The organism is Polyangiaceae bacterium, from assembly GCA_020633235.1.
Taxonomy (GTDB): domain Bacteria; phylum Myxococcota_A; class Polyangia; order Polyangiales; family Polyangiaceae; genus JACKEA01.
The window spans coordinates 2,316,486-2,339,377 of the sequence record JACKEA010000001.1; the positions used below are offsets into that span (position 1 = coordinate 2,316,486).

22 protein-coding genes, 2 tRNA genes and 1 pseudogene are annotated in these 22,892 nt (G+C 67.9%); 10 read left to right on the plus strand and 15 right to left on the minus strand.

Annotated features, from left to right (window positions below; genetic code table 11):
* Positions 1–87: 87 nt before the first annotated feature.
* Both H6717_10255 and H6717_10260 read right to left on the minus strand, forming a co-directional pair.
* Positions 88–1,227, minus strand: coding sequence for a C40 family peptidase (locus tag H6717_10255; protein ID MCB9577394.1), 1,140 nt, complete (start codon positions 1,225–1,227; stop codon positions 88–90).
* The gene (locus H6717_10260; protein MCB9577395.1) at positions 1,224–2,195 is read right to left on the minus strand and encodes a hypothetical protein; all 972 of its coding nucleotides are present in this window, start codon (positions 2,193–2,195) and stop codon (positions 1,224–1,226) included. The genes H6717_10255 and H6717_10260 overlap by 4 nt, the downstream gene beginning before the upstream one ends.
* A 195-nt stretch (positions 2,196–2,390) precedes the next feature.
* Here H6717_10260 and H6717_10265 point away from each other — a divergent pair.
* A tRNA-Val gene (locus H6717_10265) sits at positions 2,391–2,462 on the plus strand.
* A gap of 1,447 nt (positions 2,463–3,909) precedes the next feature.
* On the opposite strand, the gene H6717_10270 is transcribed toward H6717_10265, so the two are convergent.
* On the minus strand, positions 3,910–4,170 hold the full coding sequence (locus H6717_10270) for a hypothetical protein (protein MCB9577396.1): 261 nt from the start codon (positions 4,168–4,170) through the stop codon (positions 3,910–3,912).
* A gap of 871 nt (positions 4,171–5,041) precedes the next feature.
* Entirely contained in the window at positions 5,042–5,386 is a 345-nt protein-coding gene (locus tag H6717_10275) for a hypothetical protein (protein MCB9577397.1), read from the minus strand.
* Positions 5,387–5,792: 406 nt separating this feature from the next.
* Here H6717_10275 and H6717_10280 point away from each other — a divergent pair, with 406 nt between their 5' ends.
* From H6717_10280 to ald, 3 genes are read left to right on the plus strand one after another with little or no spacing between them, the layout of a single operon-like run.
* Positions 5,793–7,169, plus strand: coding sequence for a wax ester/triacylglycerol synthase family O-acyltransferase (locus H6717_10280; GenBank protein MCB9577398.1), 1,377 nt, complete (start codon positions 5,793–5,795; stop codon positions 7,167–7,169).
* Positions 7,156–7,809: a phosphatase PAP2 family protein gene (locus H6717_10285; protein MCB9577399.1), complete on the plus strand. Its 654-nt coding sequence runs from the start codon at positions 7,156–7,158 to the stop codon at positions 7,807–7,809. Before H6717_10280 ends, H6717_10285 begins: the two co-directional genes overlap by 14 nt.
* A gap of 13 nt (positions 7,810–7,822) precedes the next feature.
* The gene (ald, locus tag H6717_10290) at positions 7,823–8,932 is read left to right on the plus strand and encodes an alanine dehydrogenase (GenBank protein ID MCB9577400.1); all 1,110 of its coding nucleotides are present in this window, start codon (positions 7,823–7,825) and stop codon (positions 8,930–8,932) included.
* On the opposite strand, the gene H6717_10295 is transcribed toward ald, so the two are convergent.
* The 6 genes from H6717_10295 to H6717_10320 all read right to left on the minus strand — a co-directional run bounded on the left by H6717_10295 (position 8,914) and on the right by H6717_10320 (position 13,730).
* Complete coding sequence (locus H6717_10295) at positions 8,914–9,588, minus strand: TIGR04283 family arsenosugar biosynthesis glycosyltransferase (protein MCB9577401.1); 675 nt, start codon at positions 9,586–9,588, stop codon at positions 8,914–8,916. The two genes, ald and H6717_10295, sit on opposite strands and share 19 nt — an antisense overlap.
* Positions 9,585–10,196, minus strand: a complete 612-nt coding sequence (locus tag H6717_10300) for a TIGR04282 family arsenosugar biosynthesis glycosyltransferase (protein MCB9577402.1) — start codon at positions 10,194–10,196, stop codon at positions 9,585–9,587. The genes H6717_10295 and H6717_10300 overlap by 4 nt, the downstream gene beginning before the upstream one ends.
* Positions 10,193–10,894: a TVP38/TMEM64 family protein gene (locus tag H6717_10305; GenBank protein MCB9577403.1), complete on the minus strand. Its 702-nt coding sequence runs from the start codon at positions 10,892–10,894 to the stop codon at positions 10,193–10,195. Before H6717_10305 ends, H6717_10300 begins: the two co-directional genes overlap by 4 nt.
* A gap of 36 nt (positions 10,895–10,930) precedes the next feature.
* Positions 10,931–12,334, minus strand: a complete 1,404-nt coding sequence (locus H6717_10310) for an MBL fold metallo-hydrolase (protein ID MCB9577404.1) — start codon at positions 12,332–12,334, stop codon at positions 10,931–10,933.
* 88 nt (positions 12,335–12,422) lie between these two features.
* Positions 12,423–12,968: a DUF3592 domain-containing protein gene (locus H6717_10315; protein ID MCB9577405.1), complete on the minus strand. Its 546-nt coding sequence runs from the start codon at positions 12,966–12,968 to the stop codon at positions 12,423–12,425.
* Between the two features lie 42 nt (positions 12,969–13,010).
* Positions 13,011–13,730, minus strand: coding sequence for a hypothetical protein (locus tag H6717_10320; protein ID MCB9577406.1), 720 nt, complete (start codon positions 13,728–13,730; stop codon positions 13,011–13,013).
* An 83-nt stretch (positions 13,731–13,813) separates the two neighbouring features.
* On the opposite strand from H6717_10320, the gene H6717_10325 reads away from it, so the two are divergent.
* Together H6717_10325 and H6717_10330 are read left to right on the plus strand one after the other, a co-directional pair.
* On the plus strand, positions 13,814–14,965 hold the full coding sequence (locus tag H6717_10325) for a hypothetical protein (protein MCB9577407.1): 1,152 nt from the start codon (positions 13,814–13,816) through the stop codon (positions 14,963–14,965).
* A complete protein-coding gene (locus tag H6717_10330; GenBank protein ID MCB9577408.1) occupies positions 14,962–15,555 on the plus strand; it encodes a hypothetical protein in 594 nt (197 codons plus the stop codon). The genes H6717_10325 and H6717_10330 overlap by 4 nt, the downstream gene beginning before the upstream one ends.
* A 1-nt stretch (position 15,556) precedes the next feature.
* Here H6717_10330 and H6717_10335 read toward each other — a convergent pair whose 3' ends face one another.
* Entirely contained in the window at positions 15,557–16,189 is a 633-nt protein-coding gene (locus tag H6717_10335; GenBank protein ID MCB9577409.1) for a hypothetical protein, read from the minus strand.
* 15 nt (positions 16,190–16,204) lie between these two features.
* Complete coding sequence (locus H6717_10340; protein MCB9577410.1) at positions 16,205–16,660, minus strand: hypothetical protein; 456 nt, start codon at positions 16,658–16,660, stop codon at positions 16,205–16,207.
* A gap of 143 nt (positions 16,661–16,803) precedes the next feature.
* Here H6717_10340 and H6717_10345 point away from each other — a divergent pair.
* Positions 16,804–16,877 (plus strand) — tRNA-Asp (locus H6717_10345).
* A gap of 182 nt (positions 16,878–17,059) precedes the next feature.
* Here H6717_10345 and H6717_10350 read toward each other — a convergent pair.
* The 3 genes and pseudogenes from H6717_10350 to H6717_10360 all read right to left on the minus strand — a co-directional run bounded on the left by H6717_10350 (position 17,060) and on the right by H6717_10360 (position 19,640).
* Positions 17,060–18,421 (minus strand): annotated as a pseudogene (locus tag H6717_10350) (tyrosine-type recombinase/integrase).
* Positions 18,422–18,517: 96 nt separating this feature from the next.
* On the minus strand, positions 18,518–19,411 hold the full coding sequence (locus H6717_10355; protein ID MCB9577411.1) for a hypothetical protein: 894 nt from the start codon (positions 19,409–19,411) through the stop codon (positions 18,518–18,520).
* Positions 19,344–19,640 (minus strand): hypothetical protein, encoded by a 297-nt coding sequence (locus H6717_10360; GenBank protein ID MCB9577412.1) that lies wholly within the window; start codon positions 19,638–19,640, stop codon positions 19,344–19,346. The genes H6717_10355 and H6717_10360 overlap by 68 nt, the downstream gene beginning before the upstream one ends.
* A 265-nt stretch (positions 19,641–19,905) precedes the next feature.
* Between H6717_10360 and H6717_10365 the strand changes: the two genes are divergently transcribed.
* The 3 genes from H6717_10365 (at position 19,906) to H6717_10375 (ending at position 22,892) form a co-directional block, all read left to right on the plus strand.
* Positions 19,906–20,250, plus strand: coding sequence for a hypothetical protein (locus tag H6717_10365; GenBank protein ID MCB9577413.1), 345 nt, complete (start codon positions 19,906–19,908; stop codon positions 20,248–20,250).
* A 63-nt stretch (positions 20,251–20,313) separates the two neighbouring features.
* On the plus strand, positions 20,314–21,897 hold the full coding sequence (locus tag H6717_10370) for a hypothetical protein (GenBank protein ID MCB9577414.1): 1,584 nt from the start codon (positions 20,314–20,316) through the stop codon (positions 21,895–21,897).
* A 422-nt stretch (positions 21,898–22,319) separates the two neighbouring features.
* A complete protein-coding gene (locus H6717_10375; protein MCB9577415.1) occupies positions 22,320–22,892 on the plus strand; it encodes a hypothetical protein in 573 nt (190 codons plus the stop codon).

Genomic DNA, 22,892 nt, shown 5'->3' on the forward strand with positions numbered 1-22,892 from the left:
TGCAGCTTTGCTGCGCTTTCGGGCGCGGGCGGATCCCTCCCGCGTCGCGGCGCAGGGCCGCGAGCGGGAGGCGAGCGCCGCGGTGGATCAGCGCGATGGGCGGCGGCGCGAGATGAACAGCAGCGCCGCGGCCAGAGCGAACAGCCAGTTGAGCTGGCCGCTGTGGCCGCCCGCGGGGGAGTAGCTGCACTTGCCGCCGGCGGAGCCGGGTGAGGCGCCACCGCCGGTGGACGTACCGGTGCCGGTGTTGGTTCCGCTCGCGCCCGGTGAGTCCAGGCATTGCGGGACGGCGCACACGAAGGACGAACCCTTGCCGTTGCTCCACATGCACACCTGCCCCTTGGGACATTGCGAGGTGTCCACGCACTTCTGCCCGGTCTTGCCCTTGGCTTGGCAGCAGTACGTCTTGCCGCGACCGGAAGGCGTGCACATGCGACCGGAACCGCACTCCGCGTCGTCCACGCAGGTGCTGCCGCAGCAGGTGCTGCAGTCCGACGTCTTCATGCCCTTGCCGCCGCACTCAGCGGTGCTGCCGTTGTTGTCGCAGCCCTTGCTCTTCCAGTCGAACTGGTCGACGAGCTCTTTGCAGGTGGAGTCCTGCAAGCCGTTCCGCCGGATGGCGACGTACGCTTTGCCGATGGTGCGCGGGTGGTGGCCACAGAGCGAAGAGCAGCCGGCGCATTCGTACACGACGGCCTGGCCGCCGGCCGTCCAGCGCTCGAAGATCACGATGTGCCCGTGGGTGCCGGAGCGGTAGACCAACGCATCCCCGGGCTGGAGCTCGCTGCGCTTGATGCGTTTCCAGTGGATCTCGCTGTAGCGGAAGTCCGCCGTGGTGTACGGGTGGTGGTCCTGAGAGACGTCGCTCTCGGTGGGCACCTGCCACGCCTGGGCCACGAAGCCGGAGCAATCCGCTCCGTACTCGGGGCCGCCGGCGGTGGCGGAGTGACTGCAGCTCTTGCCGCAGCTCCCTGAGCATTTGCCAGGGTACGCGGGGCCGCTCGGATCCCAAGCGCCGTGGCCCCACCAGTAGGAGTAGCCTTCTACCGATGCGGCGATGCCGAGGATCTGGGCGCGGCTCATGGGCGGGGTGGACGCCGCTTGCTCGACCTCGCCGAGATCGTCTTCGGTCGGCGGTTCCGTCGATACGATGCAGCCTTGGGCGAGGACGACGACGGCCATCGCGAGCGTGACGCCGGTGACGGCTCGGAGCCAGCGGCGGGTCACGGCGTCACCTTCACGATCGTGACGCCGGTGTCGGAGCTGGTGAGGGCGTACACGTTTCCGTCGGCGCCCACACGCACGCCGCGGAACACGCGGGCCGCATCCGGGAAGGGCGGGAGCTCGCTACGCCACTGCTCCTTTCCGTTCGGGGTGAGGGACACCAGAACGTGCGTCTCCACGGCTTCTTGGTCTGGATCGTCGGGTTCGGTCAACAGGCGCGCGGCGACCAGCACGCGATCGTCCGGACCGTTGGCGAGCAAGGAGCACTGGGACACGTCCTCGGGGAAGCTCAGATGGGCGAAGGTCTTCGCCGGTTCTCCCGGGACCGGATCCAGGGTCACGTCGAGGCTCTTGCCGCTGAGCTTCACGCCCAAGGTGGAGCCGTTCCGCGGCAGCTTGCCGAGCAGTACGTCGCCTTGCGCCAGACCTCCGTCGAAGGTGGCGATGCGCACCAGGCGTTCCTCTTCGATCTCGACCCACAGGGAGCTGTCGTAGCGGACCAGCGCGGTGATCATCGCGGGATCGCCGACGAGCTCGGGATCGAGCGGAACCAGGGAGGTGATCTTGCCGTCAGGCTGCACGAAGGTGATGCCCGGTGCCGTGAACCGATCGAGGAGCGCATAGGTGCCGTCGTCGAGCACCTCGAGATCGTCGAAGGCGCGCGCCGGCAGATCCACCTTCGCGACCTGCTTGCCGCCTTCGAACACCAGAACGGCGGCGTTGATGTTGTCGAGCACGTGGATACGACCGGCGGCATCCACCACGAAGGATGTCGGGCCTTCGGGAGATCCCTCATCCGGAATGTCTGCCTTGAGCTCTCCCGGCCCCCCGCCGATAGGAACGCTGAGCGCGGGTGTGGCCTCGGGTCCGGGACGCGGACCGCTCTGGCTGACGGTGGTGTCGCTCTTGCTGCACGCGGACAGCAGCAGCAGAAGCGCGATCGGAACGATGCGGGATGGACGGGGGCTCATCGTAGGTAGAATGCAGTACTCGGCCCATGTACGTAAATAGGAAGGTCTGTAAGTACCTGACCTACATGCCAAGGGTTGTCGTGTGCTCGGAACTTTTCAGTGAGGGCACTAGGCGAGCCCCGGTTTTGCGGAGGAAACGGCTCGGCGCCTCGCCTTGACAGGCGTCAGGGGGTAGACGATGAACCACCATCTACCGGGCGGGTAGCTCAGCGGTAGAGCGCTGGCCTTACAAGCCGGATGTCGCAGGTTCGAAACCTGTCCCGCCCACTGGCCTTTCGGTTGAATCGTGTTTGGCGCCGTCCCTTTTTTGGACGCCGCGAGCATGTGGTCGCGGCGCGCGGACCAGGGCGAGGACTACGGCAGGTGGGCTACTGCTGTGCCACGCCTGCAAGCCAGGGTTCTCCGTTGATGTACTTGCCGTCGATGCACCCCAAAGCGTCCTTGTCACACTGAAGGGAGAAGCACTCGCGTATCGAGTTCCTGGTACTCAGGTTGTAGCGGTAGAAGCCCATGAAGCAGAAGTCGCGATGGCCATTGGTTGATAGCTGCGGCGGGCCCCAGCGCTCCGTGTACTTGTCAATGCACTCGTCGAGCACCGCGGGCTCGGCGAGCTGATCGATATTCGCGATGTCCAGCGTCCAATGCTGCCACGCAACCTGGTGCTTCGTGTAGTTGCAGGCCGGGTCGCTGCCAGCGGCAACTCTACCGCGTTCGCGCCCGTTGATGGCGTCCTCGATGAGAAAAGTGCGAGCGACATCGCCGGACTGAGCTGCTTCTCACGGGAGCTGAATCGGCGGCACTCGTGGATGAGGTCGAAGCTCAGGCGAGGAAGCGCGCTCCGGGGCAAGCGGTGAGGCTTTCCTGGCGTGCCTGGTGTGCAGGCGCTCCGACGGTGAGTGGCACGCTCGGTTCGTGCGGCTCGACCGAGCGGGCGTCTGTATCGCTGCCAGGATGAGTGGGGCGACTGGGACTACGTGCGTGGCGCGGTGCTGGCGTTGCTCGGCTGAGGTCCGACGTCCGCCGCACGAGCTCGCCGCCCGACCCTTGATCCGTGGAGGTCATTGGCATGCAAGGGCCACTCCGTTCAGCCACCGAACCAGATCGTTCGCGTCCGTGGAACCACGAATCTGCCAAGAGGTGTAGGTGCTCTTGTCCAAAGGACCCCGCCCTCCCTCCCATCAGACCATTGGGACGCGGAGCCCCGCGTGCCAACGCGGCTGTACACCTCTGTCGCGCCTGAAGCTAAAGGTCTCCCTGGGACGAAAGCTCCGCCCTTGCCGCAACGTCTCGCTTGTCCAACATCCGATTCATCACAGGAGGCGCTGATCCGGCGACAAGGTGCTCGTCCATCCACACCAGCGGTCTTCGTCGATGGTCAGCTCCCATCCTCCCCTCGCACCGACCCTGTCGTGTAGAGAGAAGACTGACCCGCGACCCTGCTGCCGGCGGTCTTTGCCATCCGTGCGCAGGTGATCCTTCAGGCATCGGTGGCGATCCACAGTCTCTTGCGGAGTTCGTTGCACGTTTCCGCGAGCGGACGACGCTTCTGGGAGCACGCCTCGCGGCGCATCGACTGGTCGCAAAGCCCGCACGTGTGCTGGAGAGCAGTGGCGCTCACGGCCAGAATGAGGTGAACTGACGAGAATAGCGCGGCAGCGCAGGAAACTGGGCTGCAGCGTCTCAGCGTGGATGTATGCACGGACTGCCTTGCACCTCACCTCAAGCGGCGTTGCGGGGCGCAATCTTCCGGGATCGCGCGGACGGCTTGCTTGGCGGAAGCAGCGCAGATCAGGGCGCTCCGCTGCGCGCGGACGCGAAGCGCAGCCCGGCGACCAAAGCGTTCACCAGAGAGGTCGCCGTGAGCACCCGCCTGGGTTTCCGGGTCCGCCAAGCCCGCTGCGCCAGTGAAGATCACGGCCAGCGCGACGCCGAGCGCTGCGCTCACGGCTTTCACGGCGCATGAAGAGCTGGGCATGTTCCATCCTCCCCGCGGCGACCCTCGCCGACAGATTCCGTTCCTTCGAGTGTTCTGTCTTGCCTCTTGTCGGTCAAGCACGCTGCCCTCGAGTCCATGCGCCGTTGACTGCCGTCATCCCGGTCTCGTCCCAGTGCAACCGTGGGGCTGGTTTGTTGGTTCGCCGCGGAAGCGGGGCGCGACGGACGCCGCGCGCCGGAGCTTTGAGCTGGGCTGCTCGCGTCAACGCGGCGCGCGCAGTTCAGAGCCGGAAGATGCAGCCTTCGGGGGCAGTTCCGGGAACTTGACGCTCCCAGCGATCGCGGTTCGACACCGGGCACCCAGAAGACATGTGCCGGAGGCGCATTCATCGTCTCGGCTGCAGAGTTTTCGTCGCTCCGGAACGCACGGGCCCGGCGTGCATTGTGCTGTTCGTCCAACGACACAACACACTTCGGAGGGTGGGCAGTCGTCGCTTTCGTCACACTCGTACTCGTTGGAGTACAACGGGCAGGGCTTGCCAAGCGTCAGGCAGAACGTCCCTTCATCGCCGGCGCAGCAGCGCTCCTGCCGTTTGAGACACATCGAGTCGCCGCAGCGAACGCGGTCCGGACCGGACTGCGGGAACCTGGGCGGAACGTAGAACGCAGAAAATGCGTCCTCGGCAGCGTCGAAGCCCGCGTCAGCTTGCGTCGCCGCTTGCGCGTTCGGATGCATGGCTGCAGGACGGCGAGGTCTCGGCGCAGTCGGTTGCGGGTCTCGACTCGTGTCCATGACATCGCTGGACGGAGCAGCCGCAATCCACACGTAGCCCACTACGAGAAGTGCCACCGCGCCAACAAGGCCGATTTGGCGTGAGGCCATGATCGTGTCAGCCCCGCTCTCTAGGCTTTCAGAAACACTTATCGAGGCCGCCCAGATCGAGCGCGCCGTCGGCGTAGGTGACGGGTTGGCAGCTGCCGTCCTTGTGGCAGAGCTCCAGCGGGGTGCAGGTGATGCGGACGGGCGCGCCTTGGATCCTGCCGGCGCATCCGGTTTCGTCCCGGGAATCGATCGTGAAGTCGAGTGCCTCCTGCAGGTTGCTGAACGAGCACGTCGAGTAGGCCTTCCGACATGCTTCGCACGTTTGATTGGGGCTCTCGCTCGACGAGCAGCCCGCTGCGCCAGTGAAGATCACGGCCAGCGCGACGCCGAGCGCTGCGCTCACGGCTTTCACGGCGCATGAAGAGCTGGGCATGTTCCATCCTCCCCGCGGCGACCCTCGCCGACAGATTCCGTTCCTTCGAGTGTTCTGTCTTGCCTCCTGTCGGTCAAGCACGCTGCCCTCGAGTCCAGGCGCCGTTGGTTGACTGCCGTCATCCCGGTCTCGTCCCAGTGCGACCGTGGGGCTGGTTTGTTGGCTCGCCGCGGAAGCGGGGCGCGACGGACGCCGAGTGCCGGAGCCTTGGCGGGGCGCGACGGCCGTCGCGCGCTGGAGCCTTGGCGGGGCGCGACGGACGCGGCGCGCCGGAGCTTTGGCGGGGCGCGACGGCCGTTCGCGCCGGGGTTCGCGGCGGACCGGCATGAAGCGGGAAAAACCGGCCAGGAACGCGGCATTTCCGGAAAGCCTTTTCTGCGCGTGGGACGGTGGCACTCTGGCGGCCATGAGCCACCACGAACGCCTGTCCGCTCTCGATTGCGGCTTCCTGTACGCCGAGAGCCCGACGGCGCAGATGCACGTGGGCTCGCTGACGTTCTTCAAGGATCCGGGGCTGACGGAGAAGGACGTGTTCGAGCACATCGAGAGCCGGCTGCACCTGGTGCCGCGCTTTCGACAGAAGGTGCGCTGGGTGCCCGGCAGCTTGCACCGGCCGGTGTGGGTGGATGATCCGCATTTCGATCTGCGCTTCCACGTGCGCTGGACGGGGCTGCCCAGGCCGGCGGGGGAACGCGAAGCGCTGGCGCTGATGGGACGGGTGCAGAGTCGTCATCTCGATCGCAGAAAGCCACTGTGGGAGATGTGGATCTTCGAGATGCCCAACGGACGCTTGGGTCTGATCCAGAAGACGCACCACTGCATGATCGACGGCGTGAGCGGCGTGGACCTGGGCACCGTGCTCTTGGACCTTTCGGCGGATGCGCCCAAGACGGAGCCGGCGCCCTGGAACCCCGATCCCGAGCCGACGGACGCGGAGCTGGCGGGGGACGCGCTCCGCGATCTGGGGCAGCGACCGTCACAGATCCGGGATCTGGTGCGGCGCGTGCGCGATCAGCCGGAAAAGATCTTGGATCGCGCGTCCGAGGTGGTGAAGAGCATGGCCGCCTTCGGCAAGAGCGCGGCGGAGCTGGCGCCGCGCACGCTGCTCAACGCGCCCATCGGTCCGCATCGCCGCTTCGAGGTGGTGCGCATGGCCTTGAGCGACGTGAAGCGCATCAAGAACGCCCACGGCTGCACCGTGAACGACGTGGTGCTGGCGCTGGTGAGCGGCGGGCTCCGGCGTCTGTTGCTGTCGCGCAGCGAGGACGTGGACGGCCTGTCGCTGAAGGCGATGGTGCCGGTGAGCGTGCGCGATCCTTCGGCGCGCGGCACCTGGGGCAACCAGGTGAGCATGATGGCAGCGGAGCTGCCGGTGGGAGAGGCGGATCCCGTGGTGCGGCTGGCCCAACTGCGCGAAGCGATGCGCGACCTGAAGGAGAAGGGCCAAGCGGTGGGGGCGGACTTCTGGGTGAAGCTCGGAGAGTTCGCGCCGCCCACGCTGCTGAGCCTGGCGGGGCGCGGCGTGGCGCTGCAGCGCATGGTGAACGTGGTGGTGACCAACGTTCCCGGGCCGCAGTTCCCGCTGTACCTGCGCGGCGGGCAGCTGTTGGAAGCGTTTCCGTACGTGCCCATTTTCGCCAATAACCCCGTGGGCGTGGCGGTGCTGTCCTACAACGGGCAGCTGAACTTCGGCCTGACCGGAGACTGGGATCTGGTGCCGGACTTGAACGAGCTGGCGGAGGGGATCGCCGAGGGGCTCGCGGAGCTCGATGGGGCGAGCTGAGCGGCTGTATCCCTTCGGCGTCATTGCTCTGCGCTGGCTGAGCTTGTCGGCCGGAGCGGTGGTGTTCGCGACCCTGGCGGTGGAGCTGCACACGCCGTGGGTGGGCGCGCTGGACGAGAGGGCTCGCGCGGTGGCGATGGGCTTTCGGAGCGATGGCCTGACGGACGTGATGCAAGTCATCACGTTCCTCGGCAACGGCTGGAGCCTCGGCGTGGTGGCGGCCCTCGTGGCCGGCTTCGAGTTTTTCGATCGACACCGGAAGGTCGCGCTGTTCGTGGTGACGGCGTCGGTGGGGGCGGGGCTCCTGAACGCCCTGCTCAAGCTCTTGTTCGCGCGGCCGCGGCCAGATGTCGCGCTGCGCTTGGCCGCCGCGGGGGGCTACTCCTTTCCGAGCGGTCACTCGATGGCGTCCGCGGCCATCGTCACCACGCTCATGCTCGTGGTCATCGCGCGGAGACCCCGGCTGCGCGCCCTTGCCATCGTGGTCGGCAGCGCGTTGATCGTCGCCATCGGCATCTCCCGCGTGTATCTGGGCGTGCATTATGCTTCCGACGTGATCGCCGGCTGGGCGCTGGGGGCGTCGTGGCCGCTGTGGCTGCGCCCGTTGCTGCTCGTCACTTCCCAGAGTCGGGGGCGGTGATTATGTCAGCCCCATGATCGTCGGCGTTCCCAAAGAGGTGAAATCCCACGAGTACCGCGTTGCCTTGCTGCCCGTGGGGGCGGAGGAGATGCGGCGGGCGGGGCACACGGTGTTGCTCCAGAAGGGAGCCGGCGCCGGCAGCGGCCTTGCGGACGACGCCTACCGCGCCGCGGGCGCGGAGATCGTGGACAGCCGCGAGGAGATCTGGAAGCGCGCCGATCTGATCTTGAAGGTGAAGGAGCCGCAGCCGGACGAGATCCCGTTGATGCGCTCGGGGCAAGTGCTGTTCACGTACTTCCACTTCGCCGCCAGCGAGGAGCTGACGAAGGGCTGTGTGGCGTCCGGTGCCACCTGCGTGGCCTACGAAACGCTGCGAGACGAGCACGGACGCTTGCCGCTGCTCACCCCCATGAGCGAGGTGGCCGGGCGCATGAGCATCCAGGAAGGCGCCAAGTACCTGGAGCGGCCGCAGGAGGGGCGCGGCATCTTGCTGGGCGGCGTGCCCGGCGTGCACCCGGCGCACATCTGCGTGCTGGGCGGCGGCGTGGTGGGCACCAACGCGGCGAAGGTGGCGGCGGGCTTCGGCGCCAGCGTCACGATCCTGGACGTGAACGTGGATCGCCTGCGCTATCTGGACGACATCATGCCCAAGAACGTGACCACGGTGTTCTCCGACCGGCACACCATCCGGGAGCAGCTCGAGATGGCGGACTTGGTGGTGGGCGCCGTGCTGATCGAGGGCGCGCGGGCGCCGCGGCTGGTGGAACGCGCGGATCTCCGCACCATGAAGCCCGGCGCGGTGATCGTGGACGTGGCGGTGGACCAGGGCGGGTGCGTGGAAACGACGCGGCCGACCACCCACGGGGATCCGACGTTCATCGTGGACGACGTGGTGCACTACTGCGTGGCGAACATGCCCGGAGCCGTGGGGCGTACCAGCACGTACGCCCTCTGCAATGTGACGCTGCCGTTCGCGCTGACCCTGGCGAAGCATGGCATTGACGGCGCCGTGGCGGCGGATCCGCGCATTGAAAGTGCCGTGAACGTGCACCGCGGGCAAGTGACGAACCAAGCCGTGGCCGACACCTTCGGGATGCCGCTCGGTCAACGGACGTCGTCGTAGAAACGTTTCAGGGTCTCGGGCGCGACGCCCAGGCGATACAGCGCCGGGAACAGATTGACGTACACGGTGTCGCGCAGTGGGTGCGCGAGGAAGCGACGTCCGGAGACGTGCACGCGCGCGGGCGCCGTGCGGATCTTGCCCACGCGCCGCAGGCGGAGCGCGAGCTCCAGGTCCTCCATCAGCGGCAGCTCCGGATAGCCGCCCACGGCCTCGAACGTAGTCTTGTGCAGGAAGAGCGCCTGGTCGCCGTAGGGCAGGCGGGTGTACCGCGAGCGCAGATCCGCCAGGTGGAGCCAGGGCGCCCGCCGGGGTGGGACGCGGTCGTCGACGGTCCAGGTCCGGAACGCGCCCGCGGCGGTGTTCCGGAGCGCGAGGATCTTGGTGATCCAGTGGGCAGCGTCGGGGGGCAAACGGACGTCGGCGTGGAGGAACACGACGATGTCGCCCCGCGCCGCGCGGGCGCCGGCGTTCATCTGCCGGGCCCTGCCTCGCGGCGCGACGACGAGCTTCGCCCCGCGCTGCGCGCGCACGATGTCCGGAGTTCCGTCGCTGCTGCCGCCGTCGGCCACGACGACCTCGCCGATGCCGTCGAGCGCGTCGAGCTGCCCCCCGATGCGCGCGGCCTCGTTCAGCGTGGGGATCACGACGCTGATCACCGGCGCTCCCAGCCCGCGAGCACCGCACGGGCGTGCGCACCGCCGTGCTGCCGGACGCGCTCGAGATCTTTGGCCTCGTCCACGTCGAACCATTGCTCCAGGCGCAGCGGCGGCATCCCGAGCTCGGTGAGCCGCGCTTCCGTCGCCTCGCAAGTGCTCGGCGTGCTCCAAGGCAATCCGGAGAGGGCTCCCGGCGGGCAGCGCGAGAGCCCGATCAGGTAGAAGCCGCCGTCTTCCGCGGGGCCGAGCACCGAGGCCGCGCGCCCGCTCTGCAGCGCGTCCGCAGCCTGCCGAAGCCGCGCCGCGGGCAGCCCCGGCAGATCCGTACCGATGGCGATGGCGAAGCCCGCCGCCTCGATGCCGCGGCGGAGCGCCCGTTCCATGCGCGCACCGAGGTCGCCGTCGCCTTGCGGCCACACCTCCGCCGGGAAGGGCGTCGCGCCGTCGAGCACCAGCACCGGGGAAAGCCCCGGCATGCTCGCCACGAGCTCCCAAGTGTCTCGCAGGAACGCCACCGCGAGCTCGGCCGCGCGCTCGGGACCGATGCGCTGGGCGAGCCGTGTCTTCACCGTACCGGGCGCCGGCTCCTTGGCGAACACCAGGATCATTCGCCGTCCGGCAGCGCGCGGGCGAGGGCGCGGCGCGCCACGCGGGTGACGAAAATCGTCGCGACCACGGTGGCCACGAGGCCGCCCCAGTACAGCGCCTGCTGCGCCGTGCCACCCTTGGGCGCGCCCTGGGTCAGCCGCGAAGCGCTGGTGATCAGCGATCCCAGGTACACGTACATGGCGGTGCCGGGCAGCATGCCAATGAACGATGCCAGCACGTAGGGCCAGAAGCGAATGCGGCTGAGGCCCAGCGCGTAGTTGAGGAAATTGAAGGGAAACAGCGGGGAGAGCCGCAGCAGGAGCACGATCTTGAAGCCCTGCTCGCCCACGGCCTCGTCCACCGCGGAGAACTTGGGGTGCGCCTCCACGCGCTGGCTGATGGCTCCGCGGGCGACGAAGCGGCCGACCAGGAAGGCGAGGGCCGCGGCAACCGTGGCCGTCGGCCACACCAACAGCGTGCCCCACAGCGGCCCGTAGGCGAAGCCGGCGCCGAGGGTGAGCACCGACCCCGGAAGGAACAGCAGCGTGCCGATCACGTACACCGCCGCGAACACCGCCGCTCCGGGCGCCCCCGCGCCGCGCACCCACTCCGCCAGCCACAGGAGCCAGCGCCGTGTGGGCAGCAGGAAGAACGCGGCGATCGCGATCAGCAGCACGACGCCGAGGAGCAGGCGCCGCTGGGTTCGCGCTCTCTCCATCGTGCTCAGGCTACGCGCCGGCCGCCGCCAGGTTTCTCAAAAGTCGATCCGGTCTCCCGGGCCGGGCATCGCGACGCGATCGAACCCCTCATCTTGGAGCAGGCCCTTCAAGACCTTTTGCGGCTTCGGATCCCCGTGCACCAGGACCACGTCCTTGACCTGACCCTTGTCGCGCACGTCCCGAGCGTACTCGATGAGATCCTTCTGGTCCGCGTGGGCCGAAAAGCCGTTCAGCACCACGACTTCCGCACGCCGCGGCACCTCCACGCCGAAGATCTTCACCTCCCGGCGCCCCTCCACCAAGCGGCGCCCGAGGGTGTGCGGCGCCTGGTAGCCGACGATGAGCACGGCGTTCTTGTCGTCGCTCACGGTGGCGCGCAGGTGATGCAGGATGCGGCCCGCCTCGCACATGCCGCTGGCGCTGATCACGATGGCTGGCTCGTTCGAGGCGCTGATCTCCTTGCTGTCCTCCCGCTGCGAGATGTACCGCAGCTCGTCGAACTCGAAGGGAGAGCTCCGTCCCTGAATCAGCTCCGTGGCCTCGTCGTCCATGCACTCCGGGTGCAGCTTGAACACGTCGGTGATCTTCACCGTGAGGGGAGAGTCCACGTACACGGGGATCTTGGGCAAGCGGCCCTGGTTCTTCAAGTTCTTCAGCGCGTAGACGATCTCCTGAGCGCGCTCCAGGGCGAAGCTCGGGATCACGATCTTGCCGCCGCGCTCGTACACGCGCTTGATCACCGCGGCGAGCTCGTCGTCCACCTCTTCTATTGGTGTGTGCAGGCGATCCCCGTAGGTGCTCTCGGTGATCAGCAGATCCGCGTTCAGCGGGATCTCGGGGTCTTCGAGGATGGGCATCTTCTTGCGCCCGAGGTCTCCCGTGAACACCAGCCGTCGCGTCTTGCCGCCTTCCTCCACATCCAGGCAGGTGATGGCGCTGCCGAGCACGTGTCCGGCGTCCATCAAGGTGACCTTGATGCCGTTCGCCACCGGCAGCGGGCGGTTGTACGGAATGGTGACCATGTGATCGAGCACCCGCACCACGTCGTGCTCGTCGAACAGTGGCTCCACCCGCTCCATGTCGCTGTCGCCGCGGTCGATGAGCTTGTTGATGTAGCGCGCGTCGGACGCCTGGATCATCGCGGCGTCCACCAGCATGGCCGCGCACAGGTCGCGCGTGGCGCTGGTGGTGTAGATCGGCCCGTCGAAGCCGCGCTTCACCAGGATCGGTAACGCACCGGAGTGATCGATGTGCGCGTGCGACAGGATCACCGCGTCTACCTTTTGCGGATTCAGCCCGAGAGACTGATTCCTCTCGATCGACTCCCGGCGGCGGCCTTGCCACATGCCGCAATCGAGGAGCACGGTGGCGTGCTCGGTGTGCACCAGATGCTTGGAACCCGTCACCGTCTGGGCCGCGCCCACGAATTCGAGCTGCATGCCGCGAGGCTAACACGCCGCTGGCGCCCCCGACCTGACAGGCGCTATCCCGATTTTCTTGTTGGTCCGGCGCGAATCCCGTCGCGCCTCACCCTGCGCGTTCGAGCTCGAGAAGTCGCCGGTACGTCCGGCGGCGCGACACGTGGGCCGCGAACAAGAGCAGCCCGAGCAGGAGGGCAACACCGCCGAGGCCGACCACGGCCAACGCCGGCGTGGCTTCGCGGCGCGCCAGCGCGCTGCGGGCCGGAGCGTCGGGATCGTAGAGCACCTCGAGCGCGCCTTGTTGACCGACCTTCCGGGTGAGCACTGCGGCGCGGGCCTGGGCATCCGACCGCTGGCTGAATTTCTCCTGGGGCTCGTCGAAGGCGTAGCGACTGTTCTCGTAGCTCCGGCCGGCGACGGCGTAGCGATAGGTCACCAGCACCACGTGCCAGAAGGGATCTTGGGCGCCCGTCCGGGAGTCCTTACGCTGTCTGGAGAGGTCGACCTTGAGCACGGTGCCTCTGGTGCTTTCGAGGGCGCGGTCCGCAAGCGCACCGCGATAGCCCCACAGGCCGTAGCCGCCGAGGCCCAGTCCGCCGAGCAGACAGACCAAGCCCAGGAGCAGCAGCACGGCGCTCGGTCGGCGGAGCATGGGATCACCTTGCCCCGCGCCGCGCCCCCTTCGCAACCCCAGCTACACGGGGCCGAAGCCGTTGTCGACGCAGTGGCCGTTGGTGCCCGGGCCCACGCACTGCGCACTTTGCACTGCCGGACAGAGCACTGCCGGACAGATCACGCCCACGTTGCAGCCCTGCTTGGTCCACTGCGTCTGCAGCTTCTGCAACGTGGTCGCCGCCGTGGCATTCGCCGGGTTCATGAACGTAGGGCAGGGGCAGGACAGCTCGTCGTTCACCTTCGAAGTGCACTGCAGCATCTTGATGGTGGGGTCGCAGACCTTGGCGTCCGCCAAGGTCTGTTTGTACTGGACCTCGAGCTGCGCGCAGGTCGCACCGCCCGTGCCGCCGCTTCCCGCTGCGCCGCCGGTGCCGCCGCTTCCCGCCGCTCCACCGGTGCCGCCGCCCCCGCCGCGCCGCCGCTTCCCGCCGCGCCGCCGGTCGCGCCCGCTTCCCGCCGCGCCGCCGCTTCCCGCCGCGCCGCCCGTGCCGCCGCTTCCCGCCGCGCCTGCGCCCGCAGCGCCGCCCGTCGCGCCTGCGCCCGCCGCGCCGCCGGTCGCGCCTGCGCCTGCCGCGCCACCCGTCGCGCCCGATCCCGCCGCGCCGCCGCCGGTGCCCCTGGTCGAGCCGCCGCCGCTGCCGGCATCCGGATTGCCGCCGCCCAGACCGTCGTCGCTGCTGCCACCGCAAGCCACGACCAAGAACGCCGAAGCCAAACCGAGTGCGATGCGTGTGCGCATGAGCTCCCTCCAGTAGAAGAAAAGTATGGCCGGAGTATAGCAGCAGGCCTTCGGATCGCTGCCTCGGGAGCTATGCTGTGCGGATGAGGGCGGCGTGGATGGTGGTGCTCTTCGCGGCAGTGGCCTGCGATCGCGCCGATGGCGGGGCGCCGGCGCCGTCGGCGTCGATACCTGCCGCAGCGTCGCCTTCGGCGCCACTCGCCGCGCTTCCGCCGCCGCGCGCCGTGGCCGCGGAAGTGGCGTTCGATCTCGTGAGCGCCGGAGAGCGAGTGCTGCTCGTGTGGGCGACGCCCTCGGGCGCCCTCAGGGTGGCGCCCCTCGACGCCGGGGGAGCGCCGGCGGGGGACGCGCGCGACGTGGGCCGCGCGGAACCGACAAACAAGAAGGCTGAAGCCAAGGTCTTGGAGGTCGCGGCGGCGGCTACGGATGACGCCGTTGCAGTGACGTGGGTGCAGGAGGAGGGGCGCGAGCTCAGCGCGTGGGAGAGCTTCGGGTCCCGCGCGGAGCTTCGATTTCTTCCGCCCGTAGCGCTCGGCGGCATGAGCGCGGGTGATCGCGCACGGCGCGGGCACCTCGCGATGACGACAGAGGGCGAGCGGCTGCTCGTGATGCATCGCGGGATGACCACTCCTTGCAGCGACGGCGATCAACACTGCACGGCCTTCGCGACCCACGAGCTTTCGGCGCGCGGCGCTCGGGAGCGCGGGTTGCCACTGAGCGTTCCGGCTGCCTGTGGCGTGGGCGTTGCCGGCTACGGCGCGGTGAAGGGACGCTGGCACTACGCGGTGTGCTCGACGGCGTCGGGGACTGCCGAGACCACGCTGTTCAACGTGCAGCAGGAACCGAACTACGCTGAAGCGAAGACGGTGCTGTCGGGCTGTACGCCGCGGGGTGCGTTGATGCTCGACGGCGACGTGATCCTCGGCGGCGATTGTCCGGGCGGGCCCCACGCCGTGCGCGCGGGAGCCATGGAAACGCCGCTCACCGACATCGAGCTCGCGGAAGCGAAGATGACCTGCGAGCTCGGCCATCCAAAGATCGAGGCGCCCGCGTTCTCGCTGGTGTTGCGCGATCCGATGGGCGAGCTCTCGCCGCTGTTGCCTGCGGAAGTCGCGCCGCGCGGCGCGCGCGCGGTGTGGACGGGGGTGGCGCTGCTGGTCGCGCGCTGGGTGGCGGGCAAGGTGACGCTACGTCGCTACGAATGTCGCGCGGGGCGCTTCACCCGCGCGGGGTGAGCTACACTGGGTGCCGCATGGAGGGCACGGCGTTCAGGGGCAAGTTGGGCATTGCCGTGCGCAAGGCTCTCGGCGAGCTCGACCCCGCTGCCGTGGCGCGCGCGCGAAAGCGGCTCTCTCCCACGGCGCTCGCGCTGGTGACCCAGCGCTTCGTGGCGAGCGACTGGTACGGCGTGGAGGGCATCGAAGAAGTCATCACGGTGTTGGCCGACGAGCTCGGCTGGGAGCAGGAGCGCATGGCGCGGACCTTCGGCCAGAAGGTGGGGTTCACGGGCGCTGGGCCCGTCGGTCGCGCGATGGTCTCGGTGTTCGGTACGCCGGAGCGCTTCGAGAAGTATCTGCCCACCACTTGGAGGCAGCTCTACGACTCGGGCACCATGCACGCGCGCTTCGATCCCATCGACGGCGTGCTCAGCGTGCGCGTGTACGGGTGGAAGGGTCACTCCCGGCTGCATTGCTTCGCGCCCTTGGGCGCGGTGGAGGCTCTCGCGTCGCACGTCCGGCGACCGCGGCTGCTCTCGGCCGAGCGCGTGGAGTGCGTGGCCGAAGGCGCCAAGCGCTGCAGCTACGAGCTCACCTTCGAGCGCTAACCTACGGCAGCGTGCCCGTGAAGGTGTCGGCGGAGGGGAAGTCGAAGGGCACCTCCACGCACTCTTCGGGGCCGGACGGCGTGCACACCTGGACGCCGGCGGTGTGATCCTGGGTGAGCGCGCCGGGGGTGGCGCACATCACGGCGGTGTACTTGCCGGGCGCCGCGTACAGGTGGTCGACGCACTGGCTGCCGCTGCCGCAGGTGTTGCTCGGGTAGTAGCTGCCGTCCCAGGTCACGCTCTCGCCCGTCACCGGCTCGCCTTGCTCGAGGCACGCGGCGCCGGGGCAGGGTTGGGGTTCGCAGGTGTCGCACGGCGTGTAGCACCAACCCGGCGACCGGCTCAGCACCGCGCCGGTTGCATCCTTGATCACGATGCTGGTCGCGGTGGAGCAGCCGTCCGTGGTGCGGCAGTAGCTCTTGGCCGCATTGGTCTGGAACACGAGCTTGGCCACGCCAGGAGAGGTGCCGCCGGCGGCTCCGCTGCCGCCCGTGGCGCCGGAACCGCTTCCTCCACCGGTGCCCTGACCGGCGGCGCCGCCGGAGCCCGAGCTGCTCAAGTCGCTACCGCCGCAGCCGACCATGGCGGCCAACGTCAGCGCGCCGACCCAGAGCCCCATCGTGGACCATCGCATCTGCTCACTCCTCTCCTACGGACGCATCGCGAGGGCCGCGATGACGCCCGCCATCAAGGCCACCACGGCCAGTGCGATGGCCAGGAATCGCTGCGGTGGCTCGTGTGCGGCGGCAACGGCGTCGGACTGCTCCGGCGCCAGTGGTGCCGACGACAGGTCCGCTCCGCAGCCCAGGCAGAATTTGTAGTGGGCGTCGTTCACGCGCTCGCACGCGGTGCACCGGCGCTTGCCATCGCCCGCCGGCGTTGGCGGCGGCACCCGGGCGCGGAGCTCTGCCAGCTCCGCGTCCTTGGCGAGGAGCTCTGCGTTCCTCTCCGCCAGCTCGTGCTCCCGACGCTGGAGCTCCGCCTCGCGCTCCGCGAGCTCCTCCTCCAGGACCGCGTTCTGCTCCCGAAGTGCAGCCCGACCATCGCGATAGTCCTGCCCCGACACGACCCCGAGGATACCGCCCTTCGAGGGCTGTCCGATCATGGGGTTGGTCCGGCGCGATCCCCGTCGCGGCCCCCACGCACTTCCAGCATGATTTCCGCCACTCCCAGCGCTCCACACGAGCGCACTTTTGTCTTGTGGACCGGCGGGTTGCCTGTGCTATAGAGCGCGTCCTTACCGCTTACGGGGCGGTAGTTAAGTTGGTTATAACGCCGGCCTGTCACGCCGGAGGCCGCGGGTTCGAGTCCCGTCCGCCCCGCTACGTTGGGAAGAGCCTGTAACCGCAGGCTCTTTTCTTTTTTGTCCATGGCCGCGACGGGCGCCGGAGCGCCCCGCCGTGGGACGAGCGTGGGACGGATTCGTAGACGGCTGCAGGGCGACGGTGCTGCTCGCCGTGGGCACGATGTTGTTGGTCTTGGCGGCGAGCTCGTTGACCACCGCGTCATCGACATGCGCGTAGCGCTCGGTGACCTTCACCGACGAGTGCCCCATCACTTTCGCGACCTCCTGGAGGGACCACTTCGGCCCCCAGAAGCCGTTGACCAGCGAAGTGCCGAACGTGTGGCGTAAGTCGTGCCAGCGAACGTCGCGGCTGATGTCCGCGAGCGCCAGGTGCTCGGGGAAACCATAGGTTTCGGAGCGCTGTCGGCGCGCTCCGGAAGGCGTCGGCCACATCAAGCCCAGCGGGTTCTTGGGGGCGTAAGCGGGCAGAAGCTCGAGCCAGCGGCGGGCGGCGTCCAGGCCCATTCCGAAGAGCGGGACCTTGCGCACCTTGCCGCTCTTGGTGGCCTTTCTACCCGTGGAGTAGCGCACGACGACGTGCGGCGCGTCGCCGTCGACGTGTACGTCGGCGAGCTCCAGGTGCCACTGCTCCGCCTGGCGCAGGCCGGTCCCGACCGCAAAGATGATGCGCAACAGGTCCGGCTCAGGGATGTCCGGACACGTCATCAGCCCTTGCTGCTCTTCGAGCATCAGGTAGGTCCACGGCTCGTGGGTGCGCTCGTTGCGGGGCGACTTGAGCACATCGCAAGGGTTCGAGGTCAGCAGTCCGTCCTCGACGGCCTCGTCCAAGATGAGCTTGAGCACGAGCTGGATCTTCTTGACGGTCTCCGCAGAAAGCCGCTTGCCGGTGCTACGCACGGTGCCGTTCTGGACGGCGCCGCGCCACGAGATCTTCCCGCGCTTTTGCTGTACGTCGCGGCTCCAAGCCTTGATCACCGAGCGACTGAGCGAGTTGTCCGTGACGGGCAGACCCGCAATTCGATGGCTCAGGATGTGCTCCTTCACGCGGTAGCGTTCGTTTTGAACGTCGCGGACGCCGTCGAGCTCGCGTCGATCGAGCACCTTGGTTGCGAAATCGCGGAGCTTGATCCCGGTGTTGGCTTCCCGCATGACCTCGCCCATGGTCTCGAGCGCGGCGTCGAGCGCTTCCTTGGCTTCTTGCTCGGTCTCGTAGACGCCGAGGGTCCTTCCGGCGCCAACCCCGCGCGGCAGACGGGCACGGTGTCGCCCGGACGGGAGCTGCTCGATGGAGCCAGCGCCTTGGCGCCGGGTGGCATTTCTCGTGATTCTTCGTTCTTGGCTCATCGCGTTCTCCGAGGTTGTTTCAGCGTGCAGGCGGCGTCCAGCCACAGCGCTTGAGCGCCGCTTTGGCTGCCGCCCGCGCGATGTCCGAGACCGGGCCGTCAGGGCGTGCCAGGCGTGGCCCAGGTTGTCGCCGGTGCCGCACCCTGACGGGCTCGGCACCGGTCGGGCCGGCCCCGAGCGCCAAGCAGATCGCGTCAGCGACCAGGTGGGCGGCATCGACTAGCTTTTGACGGATTTCGGCGTCTCGTGACATCGCCCCGCTAGCGTGAGGCGCCACGCATTCAACGCACGCGCGATAAAGCCCTGGCCCCTTTATCGTGCACGGGCGCGTTCACGGAGCTCGGACGCGAGGGTGTCGATTGCCGACTTGGGAACTTCCAACACGTCGGGGTCCGGTGGAGCTCGGCCCACCACCCCGTCGTATTCCTTGTCGTAGGGCGCGGGAGCCGCCAACCAGATCACCACCGCCGCCAACAGCGAGAATCCCAAGGGCGCGCTGCGATACTGCCCGGTCCAATGCTCAATCTCGTGGTGCGGAGGGACAACCGCCTTGCCTGCGAGCACGCCCCGATACGCTTTCGACGAAACGTAGGGCACGAGCGCGGCTTCCACCCACAGGATGGCGAGCTCGCGCCGAGGAACGCCGGGACGTCCAGATGGCCGAGATGGGTGGCGCAGCCACGCGGCCGCGCCGAGCAGGCCGATGAGCATTCGGGACGGGAGCGCGCCTTTGTCGTTCAGGAACTTGAACCACTCATCGTGACCCGGGATAGCACCCTGGCGGACCGGCGTGTACGGCTCCGCGCCCGGATGCTCTGCCCGTAGGTCGGGGCGCGGCGTCTCCAGGGCGAACGGACGGAAGGCCTGCTCGGCGTGCTGCAGACCGATCGCGTCGATCCATTCGACCAGGAAGGGCTCCAGGTCTCTACAAACCTGTTCTGCCGAGCGCAGACCGGCACGCTCGTAGTGCTGTTGTCGGCCCTGCTCGGCCGTGTTCCAGAGCCAAGCGTCCCATCCGGGTAGCTCGGCGCACAAGTGGCGGAATAGCGCATCCCGGCTGCGAAGGAGCGGCAGTACGGAACGCGGTTTTCGGCCCGGCATGGCCGGATCGTAGCGCGGGCCGCACTGCCCGTCCGGCTCAGTCTTCGTCGTCGCGGTCGTCGTCTTCCGGGTCATCGCGGTCGTCGTCATGGTCGTCGGCGCCATCGAGCATTTGATCCGACTCGTCACCTTGGTCGTCCTCGCTGTCTTCGAGGCTTTGCTCCAGCGCCGCCAGGTCGTTCGTTCCAAAGACGCGCACCCCGTCGACCTGGGGCAGCCCGACCTCGTCCGCCCATTCCGCGACATCTTCGGGCTCGAGCTCGAGCGCTTCCGCCACGGTCAGATGTCCGACGATTCCCCGGTTCTGCTTCATTACGCTTTTCAAGGTCGGCATGCCGCACCTCCTTCGAATCGAGACTGCGTCCAGAGGGTACTGTTGGCAATGGCGCGGGCAGCGATTGGCGACGGGCGTGCACTGTCGCGACGGCTGCACGCGAAGCAGCCACGGAAGAGCCGATCGCGACCAGCGTAACCAAGACCATTCGTGGTCGGCTGGCGCTCGTCTTCTCCTAATTACTGTTTCAATTTCGCGACCGCTGCGACCTTGCGCGACGCCTGTGCGTCTGCCCGTTCGCCACCTCCATCTTCATGCTGCCGACATGGCCAACAAGAGCACCAACGAAGACCGAGAGTGGCGTGTGAGCGTCTACGAAACCCTGATCGCCGACCGACGGGTCCAAGCGATCGCGATGCAGATCGCCGAAGCTAGCCGTGAGCCCGGGGATCCCGAAGTCAACGTGGGCGACACAGCAGCTGCGCGGAGGTACCTGCTCAAGTGTGTGATGCGCATGACCATCACGGAGTTGGCCAACATCGACATCGCCACCGCGGGCGGGCTCTGGGGCCGGGGCGCGATCGGGGCGGCCAGGTGGCGAGCGCGCGCCAAGGCTCCGCGCCAAGTGCCGGCTACTAGCGAACCTCTCCGACGCAAGCCGCGCGCGTAGCGCGCGGTACCCGCTGGACTGCGCGCTTGTGCGCTGCTTGCCAGCGAACTAACCAGTGTCGGCATGGCTGGTTCGCACGCGGATTACCTTTTGGAGCGCATCGATCGGATTCGTTCCGCCCGTACGGATGCCACGAGGCTGTGGGACGACGAGGACGTGCAGGACGTGGTGCTCGAGGCAGCCGAGTACGTTCGCGACGCCCTCGACCTGCCAGGAATGGAGCAGGAGTTGACCGCGGGCGCCCGAGTTGACACGGGCGCTCTGGCGCAGGTCCTGGCCCTGCTCCAAGCCGCGGCGAAGGAGCCGTCGCCCCCTTTCGGCATGCGGTTTCCCGACGGGCAGGAGTTTGACTGGCGAGTCCGCCTGAGACGCTTGACGTCACTCGTCACGGGGCTTCAAAAGGCAGAGCAGCTCGAAGAGCTCGAGGTTGCACTGCGCGTTAGCTTCGTCGGCGATCTGGCGCTCGAGGGTCTGCTCATGGCGCTGGCGCCTCACTCGGAGATCCGGAAGCAAGTGGCGACCCTGCTTCAGCAGAAGCTCGAGCTCCTAACTGCGGAGCAGGTCGAGGAATTCTGGGCGAAGCTGCGGCGAGAGATCGACCCATCTGCAGAGGTGCACCTCGAGCTCGACTCGGCGGTCGTGAAGTCGAGCTTCTTCGACTTTCCCAAGCCGAAGGCCGCGCGAAAACGGATCGCGGAGTACGTCTCACGCGTTCGTCCGCTTCTTGCTCGCCGCGCGCTCGAGCGCGACGGCACAGCTTCGCTTCCGACCGGGACAGCGGGGCCCGCAACGATTCTGTGCTGGACCTCGACCCCATCGACACGGACATGGTCCGCCACGGACCGGGTCATCACCCGGAGCGTTGGGCGCTTGGCTGCGTGCTGGGCCGATCCAGAAAGGGAAGAGCTCGCCCGGGCATTGGGGCTGCAACCGGCGGGATACTTCTTCGACGGGCGTGCCCATCGCGAGAGCCGACGCTCCCTCGGTTCGCGCGAGACCGTGCCCTCGGAGCGAGCGCTGGAAGAAATGGCGAAGCTCGTGCAGATCGCGGCTCAACGCCGGATTCGGCCGGAAGGCGCGGTTGAGCGGGCCCTTCGCGCGTACAAGCTCGGACTGGAAGTCGTCGGCGACAGCGTTCGGGCAGACATGCTCAGCAAGGGGGAGCTGGCGCTCCAGCGCGACCTCTGTCGCTTTCTGGTCGAACGCGACATCCCCGCGTTCGGGACGAAGTTCGGCTCGAGTGAAGTGGACCTGCTGGTGGAGGACGACCTTGGCCCGCTTGTCGTTGAGGTGAAGAAGCTGCAGAAGCTTCCAACGGAGCGAAGGCTTGGTGACTGGCTTACCCAGCTCGGCAGCTACATGGATCAGCAGCACAGTGCGGTGAGGGCCGCCCTGGTCTTCTTCAACTTCGCTGACGGCCCCGTGATGGCGCCGGTCGTGCCCGTCGTCTTCAGGTACCTGATCGTGAGCATCAACTTGTGCGGGGTCACTCCGAGTCGTCGGCGAAGCCACGTCGAGATTCGGCCGAGCGCATCGTCCCCAGGCTTCGAGCTGATCTCTATCGGGCAACCGTCGGTGGCGCGGCCGACGAGTCGCAGAAGGCGGCCAGCGGCGAGCACCAAGGCCAGACGCCAGCGGCAGCGTTAGCGCGGCCACAACGCGCGGATCCGAGCGCGAGCCTCGAGAGGCACCTCGCGATTGAGCGATTTCGCGCTCAGCGCGCGGCGCGCATGGGGCAGGTTGAGGCCCAAGTGACCGCTGCTGCGACCGGCCCGGTCGCTGGAGCGCGATCTGCGCGTCCGGCGGGCGCATTCCGACCTCGAAACTCCCTCCGATCTCGCTGAAATCAAAGTAGTATCCCACCCGCCAAGCCGCCAGTCGGGATCGGCCGGCGGAGCGCGGCGAGGATGCCCATGGGAGAGCCAAATCTCGTTTCATCAGGAGCTGGACCGACTGCCATCTGGGCTGCGGTGATTGCGGAAGCGTTGCTTCGAGAGGAGCACCTAGGTCACCGGCCGCCGCGGCTGCGTGAGCCCGGACTTGCGACGTGGCGGCAGTTTCGTGGCCGTATGGGCGCTAAAGATCTTCTGGAGCTGCTGCGAGAAGACGCCGCGGTCACGCAACCGCTCGCATTCAGCCCTCCGTCGGCGGTCGAACTGATGCCATTTGCCAGACTGGATGGAGGCGCGCTGGACGGGTGGCTTGAGCAGATTGGTGCACGTCCCAGCGGTGAGAACGGAGACGACTACCTCACGGCGCAGGCGAAGCGTCTCGACCTGCCCACGCGCATGGCGAAGGCGGATCTCCACAAGATGAAACCCCACCACAAGGCTCTCGAGTTGCCGGGGACCGGCGGGCAGCTGGCCCATCATGTCGTGACGACGCAGGAAGGGATCTACTTTCAGGACGTGTTTACGGTCGCTTGTCGAGACTGGCGCGACTTCACCCTGGCGACCTTGGTTGCCGTCGAGCTCGGGTTGGCCGGGCAGCCGCCCGTCGTGATCGATCCCGAGCTTTCGCGGATGCGATCGCGGGGCGAGCAGTTCGACTACGTTCTGGGTGTCGCGCAGGAAAAGGGCGGGCTGTACGAGGAAGCCGACCTGAAGCGCTTCTTCCCGCGCGCCAAGGTCGTCCTGGTCTGA